Below are 25,966 nucleotides of genomic sequence, written 5' to 3'. Positions count from 1 at the left end.
GGCGCCGCGCCGGTTCACGGCCGGGACGCGAGGTCGTGGTCGATTCCCGGTACGGGCGGGTCGAGGAAGACCCGGCACCAGAGTTCGAACTGCAGCAGCGCCCAGATGCGGCCGGCGTGGTCGTGTCCGCCCGCGTGGCGTCGCAGCAGCCCCCGTACCGCCTCCGGCCGGAACAGCCCCCGTGACCTCGCCGTGCGGTCCGTCAGGACGTCCCACGACAGGTCGGCCAGATCGGTGCGGAGCCACCGCGCGAGCGGAACGCCGAACCCCATTTTCGGCCGGGTCACGAGCCCGGGCGGCAGCCAGGGCGCGACGGCCTTCTTCAGCAGGTACTTCGTCGTTCCCGAGCGGACCTTGAGCCGCGGCGGGAGCCCGGCGGCCCACTCCACGAGGTGATGGTCGAGGAACGGGGAGCGCGCCTCCAGCGAGTTGGCCATCGTGGCGGTGTCCATCTTCACGAGGAGGTCGCCGGGGAGGTACGTGTTGAGGTCGACGTCCATGACGCGGCCCAGGACCGAGCCGGCGCGGGAGGCGGCGAACGCGTCGTCGAGCAGGCCGTGGCTGTCGACGTCCGCCAGGCTCGCCCGCAGCGGGCCGGAGTACAGCGCCGTCTTCTGCTCGGAGGTGAAGGACGACATCAGCCGCGCGTAGCGTCGCGACGCCGGGTGCCCCAGGAGCCCGATCGCCCGCCCCGCCCTCTGCAGCGCCGAACGCGGGGCGCCGCGGGCGGCGAGCGCGGAGCCGGCCCGGTCGAGCGGTCCCCGCAGGAACGTCAGGCCGGGGACGCGACCCGCGCGGGCCATGAGCAGATAGCGCAGGTAACCGCCGAACAGCTCGTCGCCGCCGTCCCCGTTGAGGACGACCGTCACCTGCTCCCCGGTCATCCGCGCGAGGTGGAAGGTGGGGATCGACGACGAGTCCGCGAACGGCTCGTTGTAGTGCCAGGACAGCGCGGGCAGCACCTCCAGGGCCGAGGAGGTGACGACCATCTCGTGGTGGTCGGTGCCGTAGTGCCGGGCCAGCATCCGCGCGTAGCGCCGTTCGTCCAGGCTCTCGTCGTCGAAGCCGACGCTGAACGTCTTGACGGGCCCCGCGGAGTGCCGGGCCATCGCGGCGACGACCGCGGAGGAGTCGATCCCGCCGGACAGGAGGGCCCCGAGCGGCCGCTCGCTCACCATGCGGACCCGTGTCGCGTCCAGCAGGCGGACGCGGATCTCTTCGGCGGCCTCCTCCTCGGACGTGACCTCGCGGGGCGTGCAGTCGACGCGCCAGTAGCGCGTCGTCACGGCGACGCCGTCCTGCCAGGACAGCAGGTGGCCGGGGGACAGCTTGTGCACGCCCCGGAGGATCGACCAGGGAGCCGGTACGTACTGATAGGTCAGGTAGTGGTGCAGCGCGACCGGGTCGACCTCACGGCGGATCGCGGGGTCGCGCGTGAGCGCCTTGAGCTCCGAGGCGAACCAGAGCGTCCCGCCCTCCGTGCGCCAGTACAGGGGCTTCTTGCCCATTCGGTCGCGGCCGAGGAGGAGCCGCCGCCTCCGCGCGTCCCAGATCGCGAAGGCGAACATGCCGCGGAGCCGGTGGACCAGATCGTCGCCGAGCTCCTCGTACAGGTGCACGAGGCACTCGGTGTCGCCGTTCGTGGCGAGGCGGTGACCGCGGCCGCGGAGCTCGCGCCGTAGCGCGGGGAAGTTGTAGATCTCCCCGTTGAAGACCGCGACCACGGTCCGGTCCTCGTTGTAGACCGGCTGACCGCCGCCCGGCACGTCGACGATGGCGAGCCTCCGCATGCCGAGCGCGGCGTGGGCGTCCTCGTGGAAGCCCTCTCCGTCCGGCCCCCGGTGAGCGAGCACATCGCACATGCGGCGGACGAGGCACGGGTCGGGACGGTCCGCCGACACCACGCCCGCTATGCCGCACATATACACCCCCGATAGGCATTCGGAATTTCAGCACCGCGAGATGCCGGGTTCAGAGCATTGCACCGTCCGCCCCCGGAGCGACAACTCGCCGAAGCCGCCTCGATCAACAATTTCCGTGCGACTGACCAAGCGTTGATCTTGGAGATGGGGCGGCCATTCACAAGGCGGTGATATACCTGGGACCTGGGAGTGGAGATTCTTCAACTCACGCCGGGGAACAATAATGTCCATATTCGCACCGGGCGCACAGCCGGGTCAGGCCACGCCGACAGACCGGCTCGAAGATCGCATTGCGGACATCGACGCGCCTTATCATGCTACGGGCCATCCACCCGGAAAACGCCTGCTGAGCGGGGACGGAGCACGACGCGTCAAGCACGCCGCCGACCGAGTGCTGGCCGTTCTCCTGCTTCTCATATTCTCCCCGCTGATGTTGGCCATCGCCATTGCGGTGCTATTGAGCAGTCCGGGCCCGGTACTGTTCGGTCACGAACGCATCGGCATGAACGGCAGGCCATTTCGGATGTGGAAATTCCGCTCGATGAGAGTGAATGCCGCAGAGCAGCTCGCCGAACTGTTGCGCATTCACAGTCGAGGAGACGAGCCGCTGTTCAAGATTCCCGACGATCCCCGCATCACGCGGCTCGGCAGGTGGCTGCGCCGGTGGTCCCTCGACGAGCTGCCCCAGTTGTGGAACGTTGCACTCGGCCAGATGTCGCTCGTCGGCCCGCGTCCACAGGTCGACGCCGAAGTGCTCCTCTACGACCCGGACGACTACGGCAGGCTGCGGGTGCGACCGGGCATCACCGGGTTGTGGCAGGTCAGCGGCAGGTCTCGGCTGTCGTGGAAGGACGCGATCCACCTTGACCTGCACTACGTGAACAACTGGTCGCTGCTGCTCGACGTCCGGATCCTGGCCCGCACCCTCAGCGCCGTGCTGGCCGGTCGCGGAGCGGGGTGAACCGATGACACGAATGCAAGTGGAGGCCCCGTCGGACGGCCGGCCGGACTTCGGCGCGATTCCCGCCCCGCGCGGGCGAGGCGAGGGAAGCAGCCTGAAGGTCGCACTGGTCCACGACTGGCTCACCAACCAGGGCGGGGCCGAGCGCGTCCTGTGGAGTCTGCACAAGGCGTTCCCGGACGCACCGATCTACACGTCGGTCTTCGCACCCCGGGCGCTGCCACAGTTCGCGCAGGCCCAGGTGCGGACGTCGTTCTTGCAGAAATGGCCGCTCGCCGCCACCCGGCACCAGCTCTACCCGGTTCTCCGGACATTCGCCTTTGAATCATTCGATTTCAGCTCCTACGACGTCGTCATCTCGAGCTGCTCGGCCGAGGCGAAAGGCATCGTGACACGCCCCGAGACGCCGCACATCTGCTACCTCCACACGCCGACCCGTTATTATTGGAGCGACCACTACCGCTATGCAAAGAATCCAGGTTTCGGGCCCTTGAACCCAGTTATCCGATTGGCCATGCCCGCTTTCATCAGGCATATGAGGATGTGGGATCTGGCCGCGACCGCACGCGTCGACGCCTTCGTCGCCAACTCGGCATTCGTCGCGCAAAGGGTAGAAAAGTACTACCGCCGGAACGCCGTCGTCATCCACCCGCCCATTCAACTGTCGCGTTTCTCGATCGAAAGCGACGGGCCGGACGACTTCTTCCTCATCGCCGGGCGGCTGGTCCCCTACAAGCGAGTCGACCTGGCGGTGCGCGCCTGCCGGGACCTGGATCTGCCCCTGGTGGTCGCCGGAACGGGCAGCGAGCTGCCCCGGCTGCGGGCGATCGCCGGCCCGAGGACCCGGTTCACCGGCTGGGTCGGCGACACGGAGATGGCGGGCTACTACCGCCGGGCCAGAGCGCTGATCCACTGCGCCGAAGAGGACTTCGGCCTGATCCCGCTCGAGAGCATGGCGAGCGGACGGCCGGTCATCGCGTTCAACGGGGGCGGTCTGCAGGAGACCGTCGTCGAGGGGCTGACGGGGACGTTCTTCGACCGGCAGACCGTCGACTCCCTTAAGGACGCGCTGCGCCGTTTCGAGGGGATGCGGTTCGAACCCGGGGCCCTCCGGGACCACGCCGCCCGGTTCGACGAGGCGATCTTCATCGAGAAGATGAAGGACTTCGTCACCGCGCTGAGCCGGAGGCCGACGGAGGTGCGGACGGCATGACCCACGTCCCACCGGCCGGCGACGCACGCGCAGCACTCGCGCCGGACCGTACGGTCAGGCCGGTCCGGCGGGCCGCGCTCGCCGGCGAGGCCACGTCGCCGCGTATCCGGGTCGCGCTGACCGGCAAGGTCCTGAGCCGCAACGTCGGCGGCAACACCACGTACGCGGAGCGGCTCTATCACCACCTGGCCCGCCTCGGGGTGACGGCCGACGTGATGACCCCGCCGGGTGACGGGCGCACGGGCGTCGTACGCGCGCTCGCCTACGCCGCCGCGGAGGGCGTCGCCTGGCCCCGGGGCGTGGACCGCCGGCAGGCCGATCTGCTGCACTACCCCGGGGACACCGGGGCGCTCTTCCCCGCCCGGATACCGATCGTGGCGACCGTCCACGGAGTTCCCTCGGTCCGCGTTCCGGGTCTGCGCCGTGCCGTGTGGGAGCGGACGTGGCGGATGCGCGTGGCCCGGCTGACCGATCTCGCGGCCGCCGTCATCACCGTCTCCGCGAATTCCGCGCGGGAGATCGAGGCGGAGTTCGGCGTTCCGCCGGACCGCCTGCACGTCATCCCGCACGGCATCGACACCCGGCGCTTCCATCCCGACGGCTCCGCGGACGGCCGGCTCCTCCATCGTCTTCGCCTGCCGGAGCGCTTCGTCCTGTACCTCGGCAACCTCGATCCCCGCAAGAACGTACCGGCGCTCGTCGAGGCCGTCGGCCGTCCGGAGATCAGCCGGCTGGGGGTCCCGCTGGTCGTCGCCGGTGGATCCTTCCGCGGGTCCGGGCCGATCGAAGGACTGCTGGCGGACGCCCCTCACGTGCGGTACCTCGGCCAGGTTCCGGCGGAGCTCGTCGCGCCGCTGATGCGGGCCGCGGCCGTGTTCGCACTGCCGTCGGGCCACGAGGGGTTCGGGCTCCCGGTCGTCGAGGCGATGGCCTGCGGCACACCGGTCGTCACCTCCGACCGGGGCGCGCTGCCCGAGGTGACCGGAGACGCGGCCCGCGTCATCACCGACCTCGGTCCGGGTTCCATCGCCGGGGCGCTGCGCGACGTCCTCACCGACGACGCCTTCGCCTCGGTCCTGCGGACCCGGGGTCAGGTCAACGCGCGGCGGTTCACGTGGGCCGAATGCGCCCGAAGGCATCTGGAGGTCTTCACCGGCCTCGTCCCGGGAGCGGCGGCGTGATCGGTCGCGGAGCTCATTGGTACGTCGGCGCGTCACCGTCGACAGCGGACATCGACTAGGAGATCGCGTGACGATCAGTGATTTGGTACGTGGGCTCCGCCGGCACCTGGTGCTGCTGGCGATCGCACCGGTGCTGGGCGTCGTCGTCGCCCAGCTCATCACCATGCTGCAGTCACCGACCTACGAGTCGAAGGCGTCGGTCTTCTTCTCCCTCTCCCAGACGACGGACCGGCTCGACCAGGCGTACCAGGGCACGCTGCTCAGCCAGCAGAAGGTCCGTTCGTACGCCGACATCGTGACCACGCCGACGGTCACGGAGCCGGTCCTCAGGGAACTGGGCCTGCGCATGCGGCCGGACACCCTCGCCAAGCGGTTGTCGGTCGAGGTGCCCCTGGACACCGCGCTGCTGAACGTCAGCGCCTCCGCCTCCAGCCCGGTGATGGCCGCGCGCATCGTCAACAGCGTGACCCGGCATCTCGCCAAGGCGGTCTCCGACCTGGAAGGGCCACAGGCGGGCCGGCCCTGGGCGATCCAGATCCACGTCGTACGCCCAGGCGCGGTCCCGGCCGAGCCGAGCAGCCCGAAACCGATGCTCAACATCATCATCGGCCTCGTTCTCGGCGTGATCGCCGGAATCGCGGCGGGCGCGCTGAAGGACGCCCTCGACACCCGGATCGGCCAGGCCGCGGACGTGAGCCGGATCAAGGGTCTCGCCGTGCTCGGCGAGGTCCCGCGCGAATTCGCCGCGCGCAGGCACGTCCTCGCCGACGACACCGACCGCTTCGGCAAGCGCGCCGAGGCGTACCGCAAGCTCCGGACCAACCTGCGGTTCATCGGCGTCGACCGGCCTCCGCGAACGATCGTCATCTCCAGCCCGCACCGGGGCGACGGCAAGTCGAGCACCGCGTTGAACGTCGCGTTCTCCCTCGCCGATGACGGTGCCCGCGTCGTCCTCGTGGACGCCGACCTGCGGCGCTCATCGATCGCCGCCTCTCTGGGGCTCGTCGAAGGAGCCGGCCTCACGAGCGTGCTGGCGGGTCAGGCGAAGATCGCCGATGTCGTCCAGCAGGCCAAGAGACGATCAACGATCAAGGTCGTCACCAGCGGTCCGGTGCCGCCGAACCCCAGCGAACTGCTCGGCACGCGGAGGATGCAGCAGGTCCTGGAAGAACTGCGGGAGCACGCCGACTACGTCATCGTCGACTCTCCCCCGCTCCTCCCGGTCGCCGACGCGGCGGTCGTCGCGTCCGGCTGTGACGGGGTCATCCTCGTCGCACGGGCGGGACGGACGAAGTACGACGAACTGCGGTCCGCGGCGGAGAGCCTCGCCGCCGTGAACGCGGAGACCCTGGGCGTCGTCGTGAACATGACGAAGCCGAGCAGCAACGACCGCTACTACCGCTACATCTCCCCCGGCAGGGTCCCCGGGGCAAGGAACTCCGAGAGCCCGGTACCGCGGGGTTCCGACGGCCTCGAGCCGGTGCCGAGCGCGGCAACGCACGAGCCCACCGCCTGACCATCCGTGCCCGGCGGACTCATCGGAGGAGGTCGCCGTGGCGGGGTTCCACGAGACACGATCAAGGCTGGAGCGTCCGTGACCACTCGAACATTCGCCGCCCTCGGTGACCGGCCGGGGGCGACCGAAGCCGAGGCATCCGGCCCGAGTCCGCTCCGGGTTCGCGATGGCGCCTGGTGGCTGCACCCCTCCTGGACCGCGATCCTCACGGTGCTGCCGTGCCTCGCCGTCGCCTGGATGACTCCCGGCGAGGACTACCTCCTGTGGTGGCGGACTCCCAAGTACTTCGGCTCCGTGACCGCCCTGACCAGCCTGTTGCTCCTCGGCGCCTTCGTGGCCGGCGCCATGGTGCCGTCCCTCGCCCGCGGCCGGGTTCCGGTCCGGGGCCCTCGGCTGACCACCAGCGCGGCGCAGCGGCGGATCCTCCGGCGGGCCGGCAACGTCTTCCTGGCCCTCACCGTCACCGGGTACGCCGTCTGGATGCTCCTCGCGCTGTCGCGCGGATACGGCGTCGCGCAGTTCATCAGCGCGATGCACCTGGACCAGGGCGCGCTGATCGTGGAGAAACAGGTGTACTTCTCCACCGCCCCCGGCGTCACGACGCTGACCCAGTTCGGGCCGCTGGCGCTCGTGTGCCTGCTGCTCGACCGCCGGATGAGCGGCCGGCGGCACCACTGGTCCCTGGCACTGCTGGCGGTCCTGACGCTGGTCAGGGTGTTCATCAACGCCGAGCGCCTCGCGCTGTTCGAGATGGCGATCCCGGCGGTGGTGCTGGCCGCGGCCACGCGGACCGGGACCACGCGCCGGTCCCGGCGCAAGCTGTTCTGGGCCGCCCTCCCCTTACTCGCTCCGCTGGCGCTGGCCGTCGTCTTCGCCGTCTTCGAGTTCACCCGGAGCTGGAACGATCGCCATCCCCAGTACGGGGACGTGGGTTTCGGCGAGTTCATCATGCTCCGGCTCGGCGGGTACTACGCCACCGCGTCCAACAACTCGGCCATTCTCCTCGCGCGCCTCGCGCCTTACACGAAGGCGCCGTTCTTCACGGTTCCGTTCATCTGGAGCGCCCCGGTACTCGGGTCGCTGCTGGACCCCCGCAGCGTCCTCGGCATCAGCCTGGACGAGTGGTCGAAGGTCCTGCAGCAGTACGGCAACCTCGAATTCGTCAACAATGGATCCCTTCTTCTGGCGGTCGCGGACTACGGCCTGGCCGGCGCGCTCATCTGGTGGACGGTCCTCGGACTCGCCCTCGGCATCTGTTACCGCGCACTGCGCTCGGGCGACGTGGGCGCGCTGATCCTCTACTCGGTCCTCTACATCGGGCTGCTCGAGATGGGACGCATCTTCTACTGGGGGCTGGGCCGGACGTTCCCGGTGATCATCGGGGGCCTCGCCGTCTCCTGGTACCTGCGCCGAGCGCTCCGGGCACCGGAAACGAGCGCCGAGTCGTGAGCAGGACGACGGACCGGGCGACCTCCACCGGGACGACGGACCGGACGGCTCCGACCGGGACGCCGGCCGTGCCCTTCAACCGCGCGTACGTCACGGGGACGGAACAACGGCACATGACGGCGGTGCTCGCCAGCGGGCTCCTGGAGGGCGACGGCCCGTTCACGAGGCGGGCGAACACCCTGATCGCCGAGGTCACCGGCGCTCCCGCCGCGCTCCTGACGACCTCGTGTACGCACGCGCTGGAGATGAGCGCGCTGCTGCTCGACCTCGCGCCGGGCGATGAGGTCATCATGCCGTCGTTCACCTTCGTATCGACGGCCACCTCGGTGGCGTTGCGCGGTGCGGTCCCGGTGTTCACCGACTGCCGCCCGGACACCCTGAACCTGGACGAGCGCCGGATCGAAGCGGCGATCACCTCCCGCACCCGGGCGATCGTCGTCGTCCACTACGCGGGCGTGGCCTGTGACATGGACGCCATCACGGCGATCGCCGACCGGCACGGCCTGACGATCGTCGAGGACAACGCGCACGGGTTCGGCGGCCGTTACAAGGGCCGCCCGCTCGGCTCCTTCGGCGCGCTGGCCACTCAGAGCTTCCACGCCACGAAGAACGTTCAGTGCGGTGAAGGCGGCGCCCTGGTCATCAACGATCCGCGGCTGGTCGAACGCGCGGAGATCATTCGCGAGAAGGGGACGAATCGCAGTCAGTTCTTCCGCGGCATGGTGGACAAGTATCGCTGGGTCGAGAACGGCTCCAGCTACCTGCCGTCCGAGCTCCTGGCCGCCTTCCTCGTGGCGCAGCTGGAGGCGATGGAGGACATCCAGCGCCGACGGCACCGCATCTGGGCGTCGTACGATCGGCGGCTCGCAGACCGGGTCGAGGAACGCGGGATCAGGCGGCCCTTCGTCCCCGCCGGCTGCGAGCACCCGGCGCACCTCTACCACCTGCTGCTGCCCGATCTGGCCAGCCGTCAGGCCTTCCTGCGTCACCTCGCCGATCGGGGGGTGCAGGCGGTCTTCCACTACCAGCCCCTGCACACCTCGCCCGGCGGGCTGCGTTACGGGCGCATCGCTCCGGGAGGTTGCCCGACCACCGAGAACGTGGCCGACCGGATAGTCCGGCTTCCGCTCTCCGCGGCGATGTCCGACGCCGAGGTGGACGCCGTCGTGGAGAGCGTCCTGTCGTATGACGGCCCCGGCTGACCCGCCCGGGAAGGCCGGGCACCCCCGCTCTCCCCGGCAGGAGGCGAGATCCGTTCGACGCCCACGGTGGGCCTTTGTCCCGAGAGAAGATCACAAGGGGTTTCATTGACACCGGTTCAGACGGCCCGCGACGCGACAGGGCAGGTCAGGAGGGCGAGGTCCCGGCTCTCCGTCCGCGAGGCCCTGTCGTCGGGCTGGCCGCCCGCCGGATCGGTCCTGGCGCTCACCGTGGCGGTACTCCACCATTACGGCGTCGATCACCGCCAGACGGCGGTGTTCGGGGTGTTCTCGGTGCTCGCCGTGACTCTGCCGGGCACGCTCCTCGTCCGTGCCCTCCGCGGTGGCGCACGGCATCTCGCCGAGGACGCGGCGGCCGGCACCGCCCTCGGGCACGCGATCACCGTGCTCGGCTACCTCCCCGAGCGCTGGGCCGGGCTGCCGCTGCTCGTGCCGGCGTGGCCGATCGCCACGATCATCGCCTTCGTGGCCATACCGGCGCTCCGCCCGTACTGGAGAGGGGCCGGCCGTGCCGGCCGGGTGCCCGCGGCGTTCTCCTGGGGCCTGGCGGCGTTCGTCGCGCTGGCCGTGATGGCGAGCGGTACGTCGTTCTTCCGTGATCACCGGCTGGCCTGGCCCGGATACGCGGCGCCCTACATCGACATGCCGTTCCACCTCGGCCTGCTGGGCGAGCTGAAGCACCACGTCCCGCCGGCCTCGCCCTTCGTGCTCGGCGAGCCGCTGCACTACCACTGGTTCGTCTACGCCGACATGGCGGCCACCAGCTGGGCCACGGGAATCGAGCCCGAAGTCCTGCTCTACCGCCTCTACCTGCTGCCGGTCCTGGCGGCCTCGATCGTCCTGACGGCGATGATCGCCCGACGCCTCACCGGCGGGTGGTGGCCGGGCCTGGCGGCGCTCGGGCTCGCCGTCTTCGCCCGCTGCCCCAGTCCCTGCCCCTGGGCGCCGGGCCTCGGAGCGGACATCGTCCTGCGGGACGAGGTCCCGTGGTGGAGTCCCACCCAGGCCTTCGGCGCGATGCTGTTCGCCGCCCTGGTCCTCCTCCTCATCGATCTTCTCCGGCGGCCGAGGGCGGCCCGTGGCCCGTGGGTCCTGTTCGCCGTCCTGCTCGCCGCGACGCTCGGTTCCAAGTCGGTCTTCCTGCCGATCCTCCTCAGCGGCCTGCTCTGTGTGCTGGCCGTGACCGCGCTCGTACGGCGGCGGCTCCATCGAACCGCCGCCGTGGCCGCCGTCATGGTCACGACGGCTGTGCTGTTCGCGCAGATAGCGATCTTCGGTGGGACCTCCGACGGACTGGTCGTGCACCCGCTGTCGATCTTCGGCACGGTCGCCGCGGACGTCGGCGCGACGACGGGCCCGTCATTCTCCCTCAAGCTCGCCGTGGTCTTGATCTGCGTGTTCGGGCTGGGCTGTGTCTGGGTCGGCCTGATCATGCTCGCCTTCCGGCCGGCGGCCGTGCTCGACGCACCCGTGCTCCTGCTGCTCGGCGTCGGCGTCTCCGGAGCCGCGGCGGGCCTGATCCTGCGTTTCCCCGGTAGTTCCCAGCGTCAGTTCCTGTACGGCGCGGCACCGTACCTCTGCCTGGTCGCGGTGCACGGTCTGGTGGCCGTGCTCCCGCCACGGGAGGACGCGAGATTCCGGCGCGCGCTGCTCGCCGCCATGGGCGGTGGCGTGGCTCTGATCCTGACGATCCGCTGGCTGAACGACGGGCCGAGGCCGGCCGCGGGCGTGACCGTGCAGCGCGTCGTCGGCCCATTCCTCGTCCTCGTCTGCGCCGTCGCGGTCCTCCTGGCGGCGTTGGCCGTGGCCGGCCGCCGGCGCCTCGCCCTGCGACCGGCTTCGCCGGCGATCGCCGCCGCGTTCGTCATGGGGCTCGTGCTGCCGACGACCGCCGCTCATGTGCGGGACGCCTGGCGCGGCGTCGTGCAGACGTCACCGACGACCGTCATCACCCCGGGCACCATCGCGGCGGGGCGCTGGCTGCGCGACCATTCCCGCCCCGGCGACGTGGTGGCGACCAACTCGATCTGTACCACGTCGCACCCCGGACGTTGCGACGCTCAGCACTTCTCGGTGGCCGCGTACACCGAGCGCCGCGTCCTGGTGGAAGGCTGGTCCTACGAGGCGAGGACCCCGGAGGAGGCCGCGAAGACGCACGTGGAGGACGCCGCCGTGCCGTTCTGGGACCGTGGCCGGCTGGCGGACAACGACGCGGCGTTCCATCGTCCCTCGCCCGTCACCGTACGATGGCTTCGCGATCGGTACGGCGTCCGCTGGCTCTTCGTCGACCGGCGCCACGACGGCCCCGCCCCTGCGCTCGCGCACCTCGCGCGGCTGCGGTTCACGGCCGGAGACTGGTCCGTCTACGAGATCTAGACGAGCCCATTCCGCCGGTGTGCGATCAACGGCCGCCACCAGGCCTCGTTGTCGGCGTACCAGCGCACGGTCGCCGCGATCCCCTCGTCGAAATCCACCTCGGGCCGGTAACCGAGTCCGCGGACCTTGGTCGTGTCCAGCGCGTAGCGGCGATCGTGGCCGGGGCGGTCCTCGACGTACTCGACCATGTCCCACCCGGCATCGTGCGCGGCGAGCAGTCTCTCGGTGAGCTCCAGATTCGTCATCTCGGCGCCACCGCCGATGTTGTACGTCTCGCCCGCGTCGCCCTTCTGCAGGACGAGCTGGATCGCGCGGCAGTGGTCGTCCACATGCAGCCATTCACGGACGTTCCCGCCGTCGCCGTACAGCGGGATCCTGCGCCCGTCGAGCAGGTTGGTGATGAACCGCGGAATGACCTTCTCGGGGAACTGACGCGGCCCGTAGTTGTTCGCACAGCGCGTGACGCGCACGTCCAGCCCGTAGGTGCGGTGGTACGCGTGGCAGAGGAGGTCCGCACCCGCCTTCGACGCGGAGTACGGCGAGTTGGGCAGCAGGGGATCGGTCTCGGGCCACGATCCCTCCTCGATCGAGCCGTACACCTCGTCCGTGGAGACCTGCAGGAACGTCCGGACCTCCGCCTCGACGGCCGCCTGGAGCAGCCGCTGCGTCCCCGCCACATTGGTGTCCACGAAGCCGGCGGCATCGTGTATCGACCGGTCGACGTGAGACTCCGCGGCGAAGTTGACGACGACGTCGTGCCCGGGGAGCAGCCGCCGCAGCAGGTCACCGTCCGTGATGTCCCCGCGTACGAACGTGAACGCCGGATCATGCGCAGCGAACGCCAGGTTGGCCGCCCGGCCGGCGTAGGTCAGCTTGTCCAGCACGGTGACGGTCACGTCCTCGAAGCCGGGGTAGGCCCCGCTCAGCAGGGCGTGAACGTAGTTCGATCCGATGAACCCGGCTCCGCCGGTGACGAGGAATCTCATGCCCGTAGTTGCACCTTGCTGTGATCGCCCACCATGAGCCGGTGGGCGTTGGGAACACGCGAGGCACCGGTCACCTCGACGTCCCGGCCGATCAGTGAATGCTCGATCCGGGGAACACCCCGGATCGTCGAACTCCCGAGGACGATCGAATATTCGAGCTCCGCGTCCTCGATCACACAGTCCTCCGCGATGGACGTGAACGGTCCGACGTAGGAGCGGACCACCTTCGTTCCGGACCCGATGACGATCGGCCCGCGCAGCACCGAGTCCTCGACCACGGCGCCCGGCTGGACGACGACCCGTCCCTCGATCTCCGTGCGCCCGCCGATGGTCCCCTCGGTGCGGGCCTCGACCCGTTCCAGCACGATGCGGTTGCACTCGAGGATGTCCCGCAGGCGGCCGGTGTCCTTCCAGTAGCCGCTGACCAGGTAGGAGTGCACCGGATGGTCATGGTTGATCAGCCACTGGACCGCATCGGTGATCTCCAACTCGCCGCGGGCCGACGGGGTGATCGCGCGCACCGCCTCGTGCACCGCGGAGGAGAACATGTACACGCCGACGATGGCCAGATCGCTCCTCGGTACGTCGGGCTTCTCCTGCAGGCTGCGGATGGCACCGGTGGGGTCGAGCTCCGCCACTCCGTAGAACTGCGGCTCGGCGACCCGGCTGAGGAGCAGTTGCGCGGCGTACGTGCCGGATCGGAAGGCCGCCACCAGGTCCGCTATCCCGCCGATGAGCAGGTTGTCGCCGAGGTACATGACGAAGTCGTCCTCGCCGAGGAAGTCCCGGGCGATCAGGACGCAGTGCGCCAGGCCCAGCGGCGCCTCCTGCTGGATGTAGGACACCTTCAGTCCGAACTCGGTCCCGTCGCCGACCGCCGCCCGTACCTCCTTGCCCGTGTCCCCGACGACGATGGCGGTCTCGGTGATCCCCGCCTCTCTGATCGCGTCCAGGCCGTAGAAGAGCACCGGCCGGTTCGCGACCGGCACGAGTTGCTTCGCCGACGTGTGAGTGAGCGGACGCAGGCGTGTGCCACGCCCTCCGGCCAGGACCAATGCCTTCATGGGGTCACCTCGTTGGCGGCTGGACGACCATGTGACGCGCGGTGCCGTCCGCGCGTCACGTACGGCCGCGCCCGTCGAGTTCGCGGGAGAAGGCCGGAGGGCGATGTGCTCGCAGCATCAGCGACACCCCCGGCAGCCTCCGCACCGGCAGATAGCGTTCCGCGGTGATGACGGCCGTGAGGCCCAGGTTGACGAGCGCGGGCAACCGGAACACGTCGCCTCCGGTCGAGGAGCGCCGTCGCCACGCGACGACCGGACGCAGCAGAACGTTCCAACTCCACATGCTGTCGATCACGAGTCCCGATCCGGTGATGAGATCGGTGAGGGTCTCCCGGTCGTAGCGCCGGAAATGGCCGCTGGCCTCGTCGTGCGCGGACCAGAGCGTCATGTCGCAGGGTACCGCGATCAGCGCCGTGCCTCCGGGGCGGAGCACCCGGGCGATCTCGGCGGCCGCGAGGTGGTCCTCCTCGATGTGCTCCAGGACGTCGAAGGCCAAGACGAGGTCGTGGCTTCCGTCGGCCATGGGCAGGTCACGCGCGTCGGCGCGAATCGCGTCCACCCCGCGCCGGCGAGCGATCTCCACGCCGGTCTCGCTGTAGTCGACGGCGAGCGCCTGCCATCCGCAGCTGCGCAGGACCCGCGTGTTCCCGCCGCCGGCGGCGCCGATGTCCAGCGCCTTCCCGGGGGCGCCGAGCCTCCGTACCTCGCGGGCGATGAGCCTGCGCCGTTCGAGGTACCACCAGTGACGGTCTTCCAGAGCCGTGGTGGTGCGTATGGCAGAAGCGTCCACAACCTCCCCCTCCGGCGGTCCGCTGCGATACACGATTCCACGCGGCGCCCGGGCACCGAACCGTCGCGTCGGCGCCTTTACCGATCACTACCGGAGAATGCATGAGCCATTTGCGCGCGGGCCGAGAGCCGCGAATGACGATATGTGACTCGATTCGCCGGAGCGCGTCGATTTCAGAAGGGTCGCCGTGACCTTCGGCTTTCGCCGTGGACGTACCAGTGAACGACACGCGCATACAGGCGGCAAGCGGTCACCGTACGGAGGCGCCGCGAGGAGAACGGTACCGTTCCGAGCACGACGGAAAGGACTCCTTCATGATGAATCCCGGTACCACATGGTGGAGCGAAACGGAGAGTCCCAAGGCGTGGATGAGCGTTCGTGACGCCGACCTCTACGAAGAGCTCCTGCACCGGCTCGCGTCCCTCCGCGACGGCGAGCCGCTACGAGTCGTCGAATGGGGAACAGGACGCAGCACCCTCTGGTACACGAGGTTCCTCGACCATCTCGGCGTGCCCTACCAGTGGCTCGCGATCGAGCATCATCGGGAGTACTTCGATTCGTCGGTCGCACCGGAGCTGGCCGCCCGGCATCGCGCCGTCGTGACCCATGCCGAAAAGCTCGCGGAGGCCGACACCGGCAAATTCTTCGGCGACGGCGGGATCCTGGCGGTCGGCTATGACTTCGGGGAGCTCCTGCCCTGGGTGCCCGGGCGTGAGAAGGACCGCCTCGCGCCGCTGGACGACTACATCTCGCTGCCCGCGCGGCTCGGCTTCGCCTGCGACCTGGCCATCGTCGACGGACGCAAGCGCCGCCGATGCGTGCTCCAGGCGGCCGACCTGATCGGACGGCACGGCTACGTGATCCTCCACGACGCGTGGCGGATCCACTACCAGAGCGCGTGGCCGGCGTTCCGCAGCGGCCGCAGGTTCGGCGACGAATGGTGGATCGGCGCGAACCGCGCCACCGACTTCTCCGATGTCCTCCCGTGGTACTCCTTCCTCGAACACGCCGAGGGGGCTCCTCTCCGGGCCGGGGGCGTCAAGAACGCGTGGAAACGGGCGGCCTCGCTGACGGCCCACCGGGTCTCCGCACGGATCGCCGCGGCGAAGATCCCGGCCTCCCGGGGAGCGAAGGCCCGATGAAGGAGATGCTGCGCGACGTCGAGGCCTACTTCGCGAACAAGATCAAGGAGCACGGCGCCACGCACGCGGGCGTGGACTTCGCCACGCCGGCCGCGCAGACCGTCCGGTTCGAGCAGCTCGTCAAGGTGATCGACGGGGCCGAGCCGTTCTCGGTCAACGATTACGGGAGCGGCTACGGGGCGCTGGCGGAGTTCCTGGCGGCCCGCTGGAGCGAGTTCACCTACTGCGGATTCGACATCTCCGAGGCGATGCGATCGCAGGGTGAGGCACTGCACGGCGGTGACGCCCGGGTCCGCTTCGTCGGCGACCGCGCCGACCTGATCCCGGCCGACTACACCGTCGCCAGTGGCACCTTCAACATGAAACTGGACTTCGATCCGGCGCAATGGCAGCGGTATGTGCTCGAAGAGGTCGCGCAGATGGCCGAGGTGAGCACTCGGGGATTCGCCTTCAACCTGCTCACGTCCTACTCCGACCCGGAACGCATGCGCGACGACCTCTACTACGGCGACCCGCTGTTCTACTTCGATCATTGCAAGCGGCATTACTCGAAGAACGTCGCGCTCCTGCATGACTACAACGGCTACGATTTCACGATCGTCGTGCGGCTGGCGTAAGGGATGCGGGTTCGTCTCGCCATGAGATTCCCTCGCGGGAATGCGAACGGTCCGCATAGCCTCCGGACTCGGCAAACCGCCTTGCCCGGCGAGTGATCTGCGGACCTGTGATCGCGATAATCGAGATCGACGGCGGAGAACTGCGAGGGCGTTCTGCGAGGTATCGATGTTCGTTTCAGTAGTTGTCCCATGCTACCGATCGGCGCGAACCTTGCCGTCTCTCGTCGACCGGCTCGCCGCCGTCCTGCCCGAAGTGACGGCCGGCTACGAGGTCGTGCTGGTGGTCGACGGCAGCCCGGACCGTACCTGGGAGGTCGCCGCGGACCTCGCCCGGCGCCGTCCCGAGGTCCGCGCCATCCGGCTGGCCCGCAATTACGGTCAGCACCACGCCACGATCGCCGGCGTCCGTGCGGCCGTCCACGAGGTCATCGTGACGATGGACGACGACCTGCAGCATCCGCCGGAGGAGGTCCCGCGCCTGCTCGCCGCGCTCACCGACGACGTCGACCTCGTCTACGGCCGCCCGCGGGAGGACGAGCACGGGATGGCGCGGAACCTCTCGTCACACCTGTTGAAGATCGCTTTGTCGGGTCCGCTGGGCGCCCGGAGCGCGCGATCGATCAGCGCCTTCCGCGCCTTCCGGGCGTTCCTGCGGAGCGGCCTGGACGGGGTGACCGGTCCGTACGTGTGCCTCGACATCGCGTTGTCGTGGTGCACCACCCGGATCGAAGAGGTCGACGTGCACATGGATCAGCGGACCGAGGGGCGCTCCGGCTATACCCTGCGGGCGCTGCTGCGCCAGGCCGTCAACGTGGTCGTCGGCTACAGCTCGACACCGCTGAGATGCGTGAGTTACCTCGGATTGCTGGTGGGCGGTTTCGGGGTCTGCCTTCTCACCGTCCTGCTGTGGAACTACTTCGCCGGGAGAACGACCGTCGCCGGCTTCACGAGCGTGGCGTCGATGGTGGCGCTGTTCTCCAGCGCGCAGATGCTCGCGATCGGGATCCTCGGCGAGTACCTGGGCCGGCTCCACTCCGGCGGGATGGGCCGCCCCACCTATGTGGTGCGCGCGGAGGCGAACCGGTCCGACCCGGCCGGCGAGCCGGCGTGTCCTCCCGGTGTCCTGTCCCAGCGGCCTTGAGCCGCCCAGAGCCGTCGGCTTCCGCGAGAGAGAAACAGCGCATGAAGCGAGTCGCCATCCTGCAGTCCAACTATGTCCCCTGGAAGGGATATTTCGATCTGATCGCCTACGTCGACGAGTTCATCCTGCTCGACAACGTGCAGTACACCGCGGGTAACTGGCGCAACCGCAATCGCATCAAGACGGAGGCGGGCGCGCGGTGGCTGTCGATCCCGATCAGCCGGGGCCCGTTGAGCAGACTCATCAACGAGGTCACGGTGAGCGACCCGGACTGGCACCTCAGGCACTGGCGGATCCTCACCCAGGCATACCGCAAGGCCCCCTGTTTCGGCGAGATGGCACCGGCCATCGAGGAGCTGTACCGCACGTGCGCGTCCGTCAGGCTGTCGGCGATAAACCGGCATTTCCTCGAGGGGATCTGCGCGCTGCTCGGCATCCGGGCGAATCTGAGCCGCGCCGAGGACTACGCCCCGGCGGGATCCAGGACCGAGCGGGTGCTCGACCTGTGCCGGAAGGCCCGCGCCGATGAGTACGTGACCGGTCCGGCGGCTCGCGCCTACCTGGACGAACAGCTCTTCCAGGACGCGGGCATCGAGGTCCGGTGGTTCGACTACTCCGGCTATCCGGAGTACTCCCAGCTCCATCCGCCGTTCGACCACCAGGTCACGATCCTCGACCTGATCGTCAACACGGGCCCGGCCGCTGCCCGGTACCTGAAACACGCCGTTCGGTGAGCGGACCGAACAGGCGCGCGACAGGGCCCCGTCGTACGCCGCGGACCGCACTCATGCGGCGGGGGACGCCCGCGACGCGGCACGGGCAGCGCGTCGCCTATCTGCTGGCGGGCGCCGGCACGGCCGGTGTGTACTACGGCCTCCTCGGGATCGGCCTGCTGGTCCTCGGTGCGGCCATGCCGTACCTCCTGCTGGCGGTGTTCAGTCATCTCGTCACCGCGCTGCTCGTCTATCCGGTGTACCGGCGGGTCGTCTTCCCGGTCACCGGCCGGACGTGGCTGCCAGGATTCCTGCGGTTCTACGCGGTCGGCCTCGGATTCCTCGCGACGTCGCTCGTCGGCCTGCCGCTCCTCGTCGAGCTCGCCGGGATCCCCGTCATGGTCGCGCAAGCGCTGCTCATCCTGGTGAGCCCTCCGACGAGCTATGTCATCAACCGGGGCTGGGTCTTCGCCACGCGCGGGAACGGCTGACCACGGCGCGCCGACGGCGGACGGGCGTCCGGCCGCTCACCCGGCGCGCGAGGCGGCAATGGGCGGGTAACCGTTCGCACCGGAGAGCCCCTGCCACCGTCGAGGCGGCGACGCCACGCGAGACCGTACGGCGATGATCAAGCCATGTCCGCACAGCTACACGTGGCGTGCGTGATCGCCACCATCGGCCGCCCCGTCCACCTGGACACGCTCCTGCGCTCACTGGCCGACCAAACCCAGCCCCCCACCCAGGTCATCGTCGTCGACCAAAGCCACACCACCGACACCGCCACCGTCATCGACACCTACCGCGACCGACTCCCCCTACGCCGCATCACCTCCGACCGCGGCCTCTCGCTGGGCCGCAACACCGGACTGGCCGCCCTCGACCCCGACTACGACATCGTCGCCTTCCCCGACGACGACGTCCGCCTCGCTCCCGACGCCCTGGCGAACGCAGCCGCCGCCTTCGCCACCGGCGACCACATCGGCGTCGTATCCGGCGCCCTGGTCTCCCCGCCCAGCCGGATCGGCCGCCGGGCGCTTCCGACCCGCCGGACCGTGCTCGACGAGAGGACCGTCTGGACCGCCATCGAGAACGCCACTCTCGTCCGGGCGTCGTTCCTGCGATCCGTCGGCGGGTTCGATGAGACCCTGGGCGTCGGCAACCCCACCCCCTGGCAGTCGGGAGAGGGAACGGATCTCCTGCTGCGGGGGGTGCGGCGAGGGTGGACGGTGCTGTTCGACCCGGCGATCCTCGTGTACGAGACAGGGCACCAGGGCACGCCCGACGAGCCGGCCTGCCGGGCGAAGGCACGCCACTACGCCCGCGGCACCGGACGGGTCCACCTGCGTCACCACGGGCTGCGCCGACGGCTCGGCACCGTGCTCCGCCCACTCGGCGGCGCCCTGCTGCGCCTGGGCGCGGGACGCACCGACGAGGCCCGCTGGCACTGGCAGCGCGCCGTGGGACGGGTCGAGGGCCTGACGGGCCGTGTCCTGCCCGGCGCGGCCGCGCCCGAGCCGCTCGAAGCGCGGCGCTTCCGTGACGCCCGCCCACCGCAGGCGCCCGAGCGGGCAATGGGCGGGTAACCGTTCGCACCGGAGAGCCCCTGCCACCGTCGAGGCGGCGACGCCACGCGAGACCGTACGGCGATGATCAAGCCATGTCCGCACAGCTACACGTGGCGTGCGTGATCGCCACCATCGGCCGCCCCGTCCACCTGGACACGCTCCTGCGCTCACTGGCCGACCAAACCCAGCCCCCCACCCAGGTCATCGTCGTCGACCAAAGCCACACCACCGACACCGCCACCGTCATCGACACCTACCGCGACCGACTCCCCCTACGCCGCATCACCTCCGACCGCGGCGCCTCGCTGGGCCGCAACACCGGACTGGCCGCCCTCGACCCCGACTACGACATCGTCGCCTTCCCCGACGACGACGTCCGCCTCGCTCCCGACGCCCTGGCGAACGCAGCCGCCGCCTTCGCCACCGGCGACCACATCGGCGTCGTATCCGGCGCCGTCATCTTCCCCGGTGGATACCGCAGCCACCGGATCGCCGGCGGCCACCGGACCGTTCTGAACAAGGCGACGGTGCGGACGAACACCATCGAGGCCTCCTGTTTCTTCAGCGCGAAGTTCCTGCGATCCGTCGGGGGCTTCGATGAGACCCTGGGCGTCGGCAATCCCACGCCATGGCAGTCGACGGCCGGTCTTGACCTCCTGCTGCGCGGGGTGCGGCGAGGGTGGACGGTGCTGTTCGACCCGGCGATCCTCGTCTACGAGACGGGATACAACGGCACTCCGGAGGACCACCTCTACCGGGTCAAGTGCCGGCACTACGCGCGAGGAACCGGACGGGTCTACCGCCGGCACTACGGGCCGGGCACGGTGGCGCTGATCCTGGGCCGTCAGGCGGGCGGCGTCGTCTACTTCCTCCTGACCGGGCGCGGTCGCCGCGCCGCCTGGTGCCTGCAGCAGGTCATCGGGCTCGTCGAGGGGCTGACGGGCCGCCTCCTCAACGAGGTCAAGGCACCCGAGCCGCTCGAAGCGCGGCGCTTCTACGACACCTCGGCCCGCTCGACGACCGGGACCGGCGCGCCGCACGAGTGAGGTCCGGCCGCGCGAGACCGGGCCCGGAACCGCCGGAAGACCAGCACGGTCACGACGCAGCCGAAGGCGTTGACCGCGGCCAGGCCGACGGCCGCGCCGAAGGCCCCGCCGCAGGCCGCCCCGACCATCGGGCCGAGAAAGGACATCGCGCCGCTGAGGACGCGCAGGGTGAACTGCTCCCGGACCGCCTCGAGCGCCCGCATGGCCCCGCCCATCGCGATCACGATGGCGCCGATGAGCTGGACCAGGACGAGCGGCGGCAGGACGACGCGTGCGGTCGACCACGACCTGCCGACCAGCGCGACGCCCAGGCTCGGGGGCAGCGACAGGATGACGAGGCCCCAGCAGGTGGCGACCGCCGACAGGCTCCCTCCGATGACGAGCATCGTCGGAACCAGCCTGTTCGGTGAGTCGCCGATCACCCGCCGGCACTCCGAGATCGCGATCGTGCGTCCGGCGGCGCAGACCAGGCCGACCGGCCCCAGCAGCGTGGTCCCGGCGCGCAGGGCGCCCACGGCCGAGACGCCCGCCACCACGCTCACGGCGAGGGTGCCCGCGTAGGTGGCGGTCGCGATGACGGCGACCTCGATCGCGTACGGGCGGGCCAGCCTCCCGTAGTCACGCATCCATCCGCGTACGGCGGTGAAGCGCGGCACGACACGGGCCTGGGCCATGCCGAGCACCGCCGCGGCCAGCCCGGCCCCCGCCCAGGCCGCCAGCGCCCCCGCCAGGCCGACGCCGACGGTGAAGAGCAGTACGAGGGCGGTGGCCTGTGACGTTCCCCAGAACAGGTCGTTCGCCAGAGACCTCGCCCCCCGGCCGATCGCGACGAACCCCATGCGCAACGCGTCCTGCACCAGCAGACCGGGCAGCAGGAGCGCCAGCACCAGAACCGGGGACGGCAGGCCGCCGCGCACGACGACGGACAGGGCGACGAGGACGAGCGCGGCCACGCCGCCGAAGACCGCCGCGGCGCCGGCGCTGTCGGCGAGTTGCCGTCGCGGATCCGCCGCGGCCGTGGCGCGGACGAGCAGTGGTTCGCTGAACGTCGCTCGCGACAACTCCACGACGAGGACGTAATAGCCGTACAGAATGGCGAATGCGCCGAATTCGGCACGGGTGACGTGTCGCGCCACCATGACGGTCAGCAGCATGTTGGTCGCCGCCGACACGGCGTAGTCGGCCAGGACCCAACCGCTGCGCCGCAAGGGTGCAATGCTCATCGGTGCCGCGCCTTCGTATCATCGCCGTCACAGGTCAGGAGCCGAATGACTCATGTATATGCCAGTCCGGCCTCGACCGCGGTTAAGAGGTGATCATCGCATGTGCAGAATCGGACAAATTGTTGTCCGGCGGAGCCTTATCGAATTCGGACGATACACAGAGCCGGAGAAGGCGGGTGACCGCATCGCATTCGACCGGCGGCTGCGTATACTCGTCCGCCGGTCCACTGAAATCAATGCGCGATATCCGGTGAGATTCGGGCGAGTTGACGATGACGTCTGGAAACGATGCTCCGAGCCCGGTCCTGGTCGCCTCCCGTGACACCTGCGGGACCCGGCTCAGGCGGGTGTCCCTGCTGATCGGCCAGCTCGGCCTCGGAGGCACCGAGAAGCAGGTGGTCCTCCTCGCCGCCGGCCTGCGGGCCCGGGGCGTCGACGTGCGTGTCCTCGTCATGTTCGAGGGCGGCCCCCGGGAGGAGCGGCTCCGCGCTCTCGGCGTCCCCGTCGAACCTCTCGGCTTCCGGCGCAGGTCGGCCGGATGGCGCATGCCCGCCGCGAACGTCGCCGCGTTCGTCCGGCTGGTCGGCCACCTGCACCGGACCCGGCCACAGGCGCTGCACGCGTTCCTCTTCCACAGTTACGTGACCGCCGCTCCGGCCGCCCGGCTGGCCCGCGTCCCGGTGCTGGTGGCCGGGCGCAGGAGCCTGGCGAACTTCAGGCGCGGGCACCCGCTCCTGTGGGCCGCCGACGCCCTGGCGACCTCACTGACGGATCACCTGGTGGCGAACGCCCGGGTCGTCGCCGAGGACACGCTCCGCGACCGGTTCGTCCGTCGCGACAAGATCAGTGTGGTCCGCAACGGCCTGCCCGGTCCGGCCTTCGATCCGGCGCCCGCGGCGGTCATCACCACGATGTCGCCCGTCATTCTGTGCGTGGCCAACCTCCTCCCGTACAAGGGCCACCGATATCTCCTCGACGCCGTCGCCCTGCTGCGGACACGGGGCTCGGCCTGCACCCTCGTACTGGCCGGTGACGGGCCCGAGCGCGCGGCGCTGGAGGACCAGGCGGCACGGCTGGGCATCGACGTCCGATTCCTCGGGACGCGCACCGACATCCGGGGGCTGCTGGCGCGGGCCGACGTCGTGGTCCTGGCCTCGCTCGAGGAGGGCATGAGCAACGCCGTCATGGAGGCGATGGCCGCGGGGCGCCCGGTCGTCGCGACGGACGTCGGCGGCACCCGCGAACTGCTCGACGGCCGGGGCGTCCTCGTACCTCCGGCCAGCCCGGACGCGCTGGCCGACGGCATCGAACGGCTGCTGAGCGATCCCGCGTTCGCGGCCGACCTGGCCACGAAGGCGCGCGCGTGGTCCCGTGCGCACCTGAGCGCCGACGCCATGGTCGAGCGACACGTCCGCCTCTACCGCGACCTCCTCGACCGTGCGCGACGCCCGGGACGCCGTTAGCCTCCGCGGTGGCGTTCGAAGACGAACTCGTTGCAGCCGAGGCCGCCTCCGCACGTCCTCAGATGGCGCAGCGCGAAGCCGCGTGACCGCAGGAAGTCGAAGACCTCCTCCGGCCTGGCCACCTCGAACGGGAATCCGCCGATCCAGTCGACGAGGTCGTGCCGCGCGGACATGCCCCGTGCCCGCGTCCGTACGGCCCGGGACGGCGCGTCCAGGCGGACGGCCCTCCCGAGCATCCGCAGGGGGAGGCGCCGGGCGAGGTAGGCGGCGCCGGCGGCCAGGAGGACTCCGCGCATCAGCGGCCCCGACCTGGTGTAGCGGCGCTTGACCCGCCACCACACCCGGCTCTGCCGCCCCTGGTCGTTGTACACGGACAGATAGAGCAGACCGCCCGAGGCGACCAGGCGGGACGCCGCGTCGATCGCACCCCACAGGTCGCCGGTGTGGTGCAGGACCCCCCAGGCGTAGACGACGTCGTACGTGCCGAGCCGCCCGGTGAAGCGCTCGTCGAGGATCGACCCCTCTTCGATCGGCCAGTCACTCCCCGGGGCGAACCGGTCCCGCAGCGCGGCCGCCGCCACCACCGAGTCCGGGTCGACGTCGAACGAGCGGACCCGTGCCCCGAGTCGGTGGGCCGCGAGGGAGAACAGCCCGCTGCCGCATCCCACGTCGAGGAAGGCGCACCCCGTCAGATCGGCGCGTCCGAGTGCGCCGGCCAGCGACGCGCCTGCGGCCTCGATCCTCCCGTCGTCGACGAGCGTCGCGAAGGAGCGCCAGTTCCGGCCGAACGCGAACCGGTCGGGCCGGCGGCCCTCCGTCTCAGTGCCGGGCATGGGATCCGGCCTCCTGCCTGGACGAGGCCGGTCCGGGCGCCGGCGCGCCGCCGCGCCCGTCACCGGACCTGCCGAGGCGAACCGCGATCGAGGGCCGCGACGGACCCGGCGCCCGGCGGGGCCGCCAGGCCAGCAGGCACCCGAGCGCTCCCCAGAACGCGACGCCGACCACGGGATTCGCCAGCGGGTTGGCGAACAGGAGCAGCACCACGTAAGTCAGCAGGACGGCCTGCGGCATCGCCAGTTCGCCGGGTCTCCGGCGGAGGACGCCCAGGCCGAAGATGACGAGGAAGACCAGCAGGGCCGGTACGCCCGCCTCGGCGGCCAGCCGCAGGTACTCGTCGTGAGTGCCGAGGTACACGGCGAATCCGGGAGACCGCTGCGCGTAGGCGGGGAACAGCGCGTACCCGATCCCACGGAACGGGTGGTCGGCGATGACCCGCGCGGCGAGTTCCGCGACCTGGGCGCGCTGTCCGTTGCTCGCGTGGAGGTCCGTGGCCGTACGGTCGGCGGCCCCGAGGTTCGCGAGGTGCCGGGACAGCCGGCCGAGCATCCCGGTCGCCGCCGCAACGCCCGCCCCCGCCGCGAGCCCCGCGGCGAGAAGGGCATGGGCCCGCCACGAACGGTCGAGGAACACGGCGCAGGTGACGCCGACGGCCGCCGCCAGGAACGCGCTCCGGGAGTGGGTCTGCAGCAACGCGAGGCCGCACAGCGCCGCGGGAAGGAGCCATCTCGGGTTCCGGGTGTAGCGCGTCAGCCCGGCCGCGGTCACCAGGGGCGCCGCGAGCAGGCAGCCGAGATAGTTCGGGTTGCAGCCGAGCCCCGCGAGCCGCGCGTGCACGAACTGGCCGCGGACGAGCACGTACGCGGCGGCGGCCGTACCGGACAGCGCGATGGCGCGGGCGACCTGCCGGGGATGCGGCCTCGAGGCGATGAGGAGACCCGTCAGCGCCAGCCCGCACAGCAGTCCGGCCAGGTCGGCGAGACGGCTCAGCTGGAGCGGAGCCGCGCCGCGGAGGACGTCCAGGTGGTCGGCGAGCCGCGGGCGCGCCGGCGGCGCCACCCGTGTCGTCATGACGGGGCGGAAGAAGCTCACGAGGAGCAGGCCGGCGAAGAGCGCGAGCCACAGGTACGAGAGCCGGAACGGCAGGACCCCGACGGCGAGCAGGGTGGCGACCACCGGCATCAGCGCGGCGGTCGCGGCCACCACGGTGAACCGGCCGCCAGTGGACGTCGCGCCGAGCATGCTCACCGGCACGAGCAGAAGCACCACCGTCGCGGGCCGCACCAGGTCCCGCAGGCCGGCGACCGGCGGTGGCCGGACGTCCCGTGCGCCGCCGGCGACGATCACCGGACGGCCCGGACCGGGCGACGACCTGTCATGGGAGCCTCCGCCATCGGTGCGGCGCCGGAACACCCCCACGCCGGTCCCTCCTGTCCGAGGTAGAGGAAATCGCCCGGTTTCGGATGGCGATCCCGCACGCTGCGAACGTATATAACTACGGAACGTAGCAGGAGTAGACGTCGATCCGGCAGCCGACATCC

At 70.4% G+C, this 25,966-nt stretch carries 22 protein-coding genes; 15 read left to right on the top strand and 7 right to left on the bottom strand.

Translation table 11 applies throughout. The features are described from left to right. Positions 1–14: 14 nt before the first annotated feature. Positions 15–1,922 (bottom strand): asparagine synthase (glutamine-hydrolyzing), encoded by a 1,908-nt coding sequence (gene asnB / locus NE234_RS34050; RefSeq protein WP_256529875.1) that lies wholly within the window; start codon positions 1,920–1,922, stop codon positions 15–17. Positions 1,923–2,145: 223 nt separating this feature from the next. Here asnB and NE234_RS34045 point away from each other — a divergent pair, with 223 nt between their 5' ends. From NE234_RS34045 to NE234_RS34015, 7 genes are all read left to right on the top strand, one after another. After that, the gene (locus NE234_RS34045; RefSeq protein WP_252785006.1) at positions 2,146–2,883 is read left to right on the top strand and encodes a sugar transferase; all 738 of its coding nucleotides are present in this window, start codon (positions 2,146–2,148) and stop codon (positions 2,881–2,883) included. A gap of 4 nt (positions 2,884–2,887) precedes the next feature. Beyond that, positions 2,888–4,096 carry a glycosyltransferase gene (locus NE234_RS34040; RefSeq protein ID WP_252785005.1) on the top strand — a complete coding sequence of 403 codons (1,209 nt, stop codon included), beginning with the start codon at positions 2,888–2,890 and terminating at the stop codon, positions 4,094–4,096. Next, positions 4,093–5,277: a glycosyltransferase family 4 protein gene (locus NE234_RS34035; RefSeq protein WP_252785004.1), complete on the top strand. Its 1,185-nt coding sequence runs from the start codon at positions 4,093–4,095 to the stop codon at positions 5,275–5,277. Before NE234_RS34040 ends, NE234_RS34035 begins: the two co-directional genes overlap by 4 nt. A 67-nt stretch (positions 5,278–5,344) precedes the next feature. Next, positions 5,345–6,793, top strand: a complete 1,449-nt coding sequence (locus NE234_RS34030) for a polysaccharide biosynthesis tyrosine autokinase (protein WP_252785003.1) — start codon at positions 5,345–5,347, stop codon at positions 6,791–6,793. A gap of 78 nt (positions 6,794–6,871) precedes the next feature. Next, positions 6,872–8,242: an oligosaccharide repeat unit polymerase gene (locus NE234_RS34025; RefSeq protein ID WP_252785002.1), complete on the top strand. Its 1,371-nt coding sequence runs from the start codon at positions 6,872–6,874 to the stop codon at positions 8,240–8,242. Continuing rightward, a complete protein-coding gene (rffA, locus tag NE234_RS34020) occupies positions 8,239–9,444 on the top strand; it encodes a dTDP-4-amino-4,6-dideoxygalactose transaminase (protein ID WP_252785001.1) in 1,206 nt (401 codons plus the stop codon). The genes NE234_RS34025 and rffA overlap by 4 nt, the downstream gene beginning before the upstream one ends. A 105-nt stretch (positions 9,445–9,549) precedes the next feature. Beyond that, positions 9,550–11,838 carry a hypothetical protein gene (locus tag NE234_RS34015; protein ID WP_252785000.1) on the top strand — a complete coding sequence of 763 codons (2,289 nt, stop codon included), beginning with the start codon at positions 9,550–9,552 and terminating at the stop codon, positions 11,836–11,838. Here NE234_RS34015 and rfbB read toward each other — a convergent pair. The 3 genes from rfbB to NE234_RS34000 are packed head-to-tail and all read right to left on the bottom strand — an operon-like array spanning position 11,835 to position 14,678. Continuing rightward, entirely contained in the window at positions 11,835–12,824 is a 990-nt protein-coding gene (gene rfbB, locus NE234_RS34010) for a dTDP-glucose 4,6-dehydratase (RefSeq protein WP_252784999.1), read from the bottom strand. The two genes, NE234_RS34015 and rfbB, sit on opposite strands and share 4 nt — an antisense overlap. Further along, complete coding sequence (locus NE234_RS34005) at positions 12,821–13,888, bottom strand: glucose-1-phosphate thymidylyltransferase (protein WP_252784998.1); 1,068 nt, start codon at positions 13,886–13,888, stop codon at positions 12,821–12,823. The genes rfbB and NE234_RS34005 overlap by 4 nt, the downstream gene beginning before the upstream one ends. Positions 13,889–13,943: 55 nt before the next feature. Further along, positions 13,944–14,678, bottom strand: coding sequence for a class I SAM-dependent methyltransferase (locus NE234_RS34000; RefSeq protein WP_252784997.1), 735 nt, complete (start codon positions 14,676–14,678; stop codon positions 13,944–13,946). Between the two features lie 368 nt (positions 14,679–15,046). Between NE234_RS34000 and NE234_RS33995 the strand changes: the two genes are divergently transcribed. The 7 genes from NE234_RS33995 to NE234_RS33965 all read left to right on the top strand — a co-directional run bounded on the left by NE234_RS33995 (position 15,047) and on the right by NE234_RS33965 (position 20,902). Next, positions 15,047–15,820, top strand: coding sequence for a hypothetical protein (locus tag NE234_RS33995; protein WP_252784996.1), 774 nt, complete (start codon positions 15,047–15,049; stop codon positions 15,818–15,820). Next, positions 15,817–16,437 carry a class I SAM-dependent methyltransferase gene (locus NE234_RS33990; RefSeq protein WP_252784995.1) on the top strand — a complete coding sequence of 207 codons (621 nt, stop codon included), beginning with the start codon at positions 15,817–15,819 and terminating at the stop codon, positions 16,435–16,437. Before NE234_RS33995 ends, NE234_RS33990 begins: the two co-directional genes overlap by 4 nt. 166 nt (positions 16,438–16,603) lie before the next feature. Beyond that, positions 16,604–17,578 (top strand): glycosyltransferase family 2 protein, encoded by a 975-nt coding sequence (locus NE234_RS33985; RefSeq protein ID WP_256529872.1) that lies wholly within the window; start codon positions 16,604–16,606, stop codon positions 17,576–17,578. A 41-nt stretch (positions 17,579–17,619) separates the two neighbouring features. Beyond that, positions 17,620–18,312 (top strand): WbqC family protein, encoded by a 693-nt coding sequence (locus NE234_RS33980; protein ID WP_252784993.1) that lies wholly within the window; start codon positions 17,620–17,622, stop codon positions 18,310–18,312. A 53-nt stretch (positions 18,313–18,365) separates the two neighbouring features. Further along, entirely contained in the window at positions 18,366–18,782 is a 417-nt protein-coding gene (locus tag NE234_RS33975) for a GtrA family protein (protein ID WP_252784992.1), read from the top strand. A gap of 144 nt (positions 18,783–18,926) precedes the next feature. Next, positions 18,927–19,874 carry a glycosyltransferase family 2 protein gene (locus NE234_RS33970; RefSeq protein ID WP_252784991.1) on the top strand — a complete coding sequence of 316 codons (948 nt, stop codon included), beginning with the start codon at positions 18,927–18,929 and terminating at the stop codon, positions 19,872–19,874. Between the two features lie 74 nt (positions 19,875–19,948). Then, positions 19,949–20,902 (top strand): glycosyltransferase family 2 protein, encoded by a 954-nt coding sequence (locus NE234_RS33965; protein WP_252784990.1) that lies wholly within the window; start codon positions 19,949–19,951, stop codon positions 20,900–20,902. Here the strand turns inward: NE234_RS33965 and NE234_RS33960 are convergent. Continuing rightward, positions 20,851–22,125, bottom strand: coding sequence for an MATE family efflux transporter (locus NE234_RS33960; RefSeq protein ID WP_252784989.1), 1,275 nt, complete (start codon positions 22,123–22,125; stop codon positions 20,851–20,853). The two genes, NE234_RS33965 and NE234_RS33960, sit on opposite strands and share 52 nt — an antisense overlap. Positions 22,126–22,397: 272 nt before the next feature. Between NE234_RS33960 and NE234_RS33955 the strand changes: the two genes are divergently transcribed. Then, entirely contained in the window at positions 22,398–23,588 is a 1,191-nt protein-coding gene (locus NE234_RS33955) for a glycosyltransferase (protein WP_252784988.1), read from the top strand. Here NE234_RS33955 and NE234_RS33950 read toward each other — a convergent pair. After that, positions 23,585–24,421, bottom strand: a complete 837-nt coding sequence (locus NE234_RS33950) for a class I SAM-dependent methyltransferase (protein ID WP_252784987.1) — start codon at positions 24,419–24,421, stop codon at positions 23,585–23,587. The genes NE234_RS33955 and NE234_RS33950 overlap by 4 nt on opposite strands. Then, positions 24,408–25,844 carry an O-antigen ligase family protein gene (locus NE234_RS33945; protein ID WP_252784986.1) on the bottom strand — a complete coding sequence of 479 codons (1,437 nt, stop codon included), beginning with the start codon at positions 25,842–25,844 and terminating at the stop codon, positions 24,408–24,410. The genes NE234_RS33950 and NE234_RS33945 overlap by 14 nt, the downstream gene beginning before the upstream one ends. Positions 25,845–25,966 lie beyond the last annotated feature (122 nt).

The sequence above is a fragment of the Actinoallomurus rhizosphaericola genome, assembly GCF_024055675.1.
GTDB classification, from domain to species: domain Bacteria; phylum Actinomycetota; class Actinomycetes; order Streptosporangiales; family Streptosporangiaceae; genus Actinoallomurus; species Actinoallomurus soli.
The sequence above is the reverse complement of the archived record's forward strand: the minus strand, read 5'-3'. Positions and strand labels throughout refer to the sequence as shown.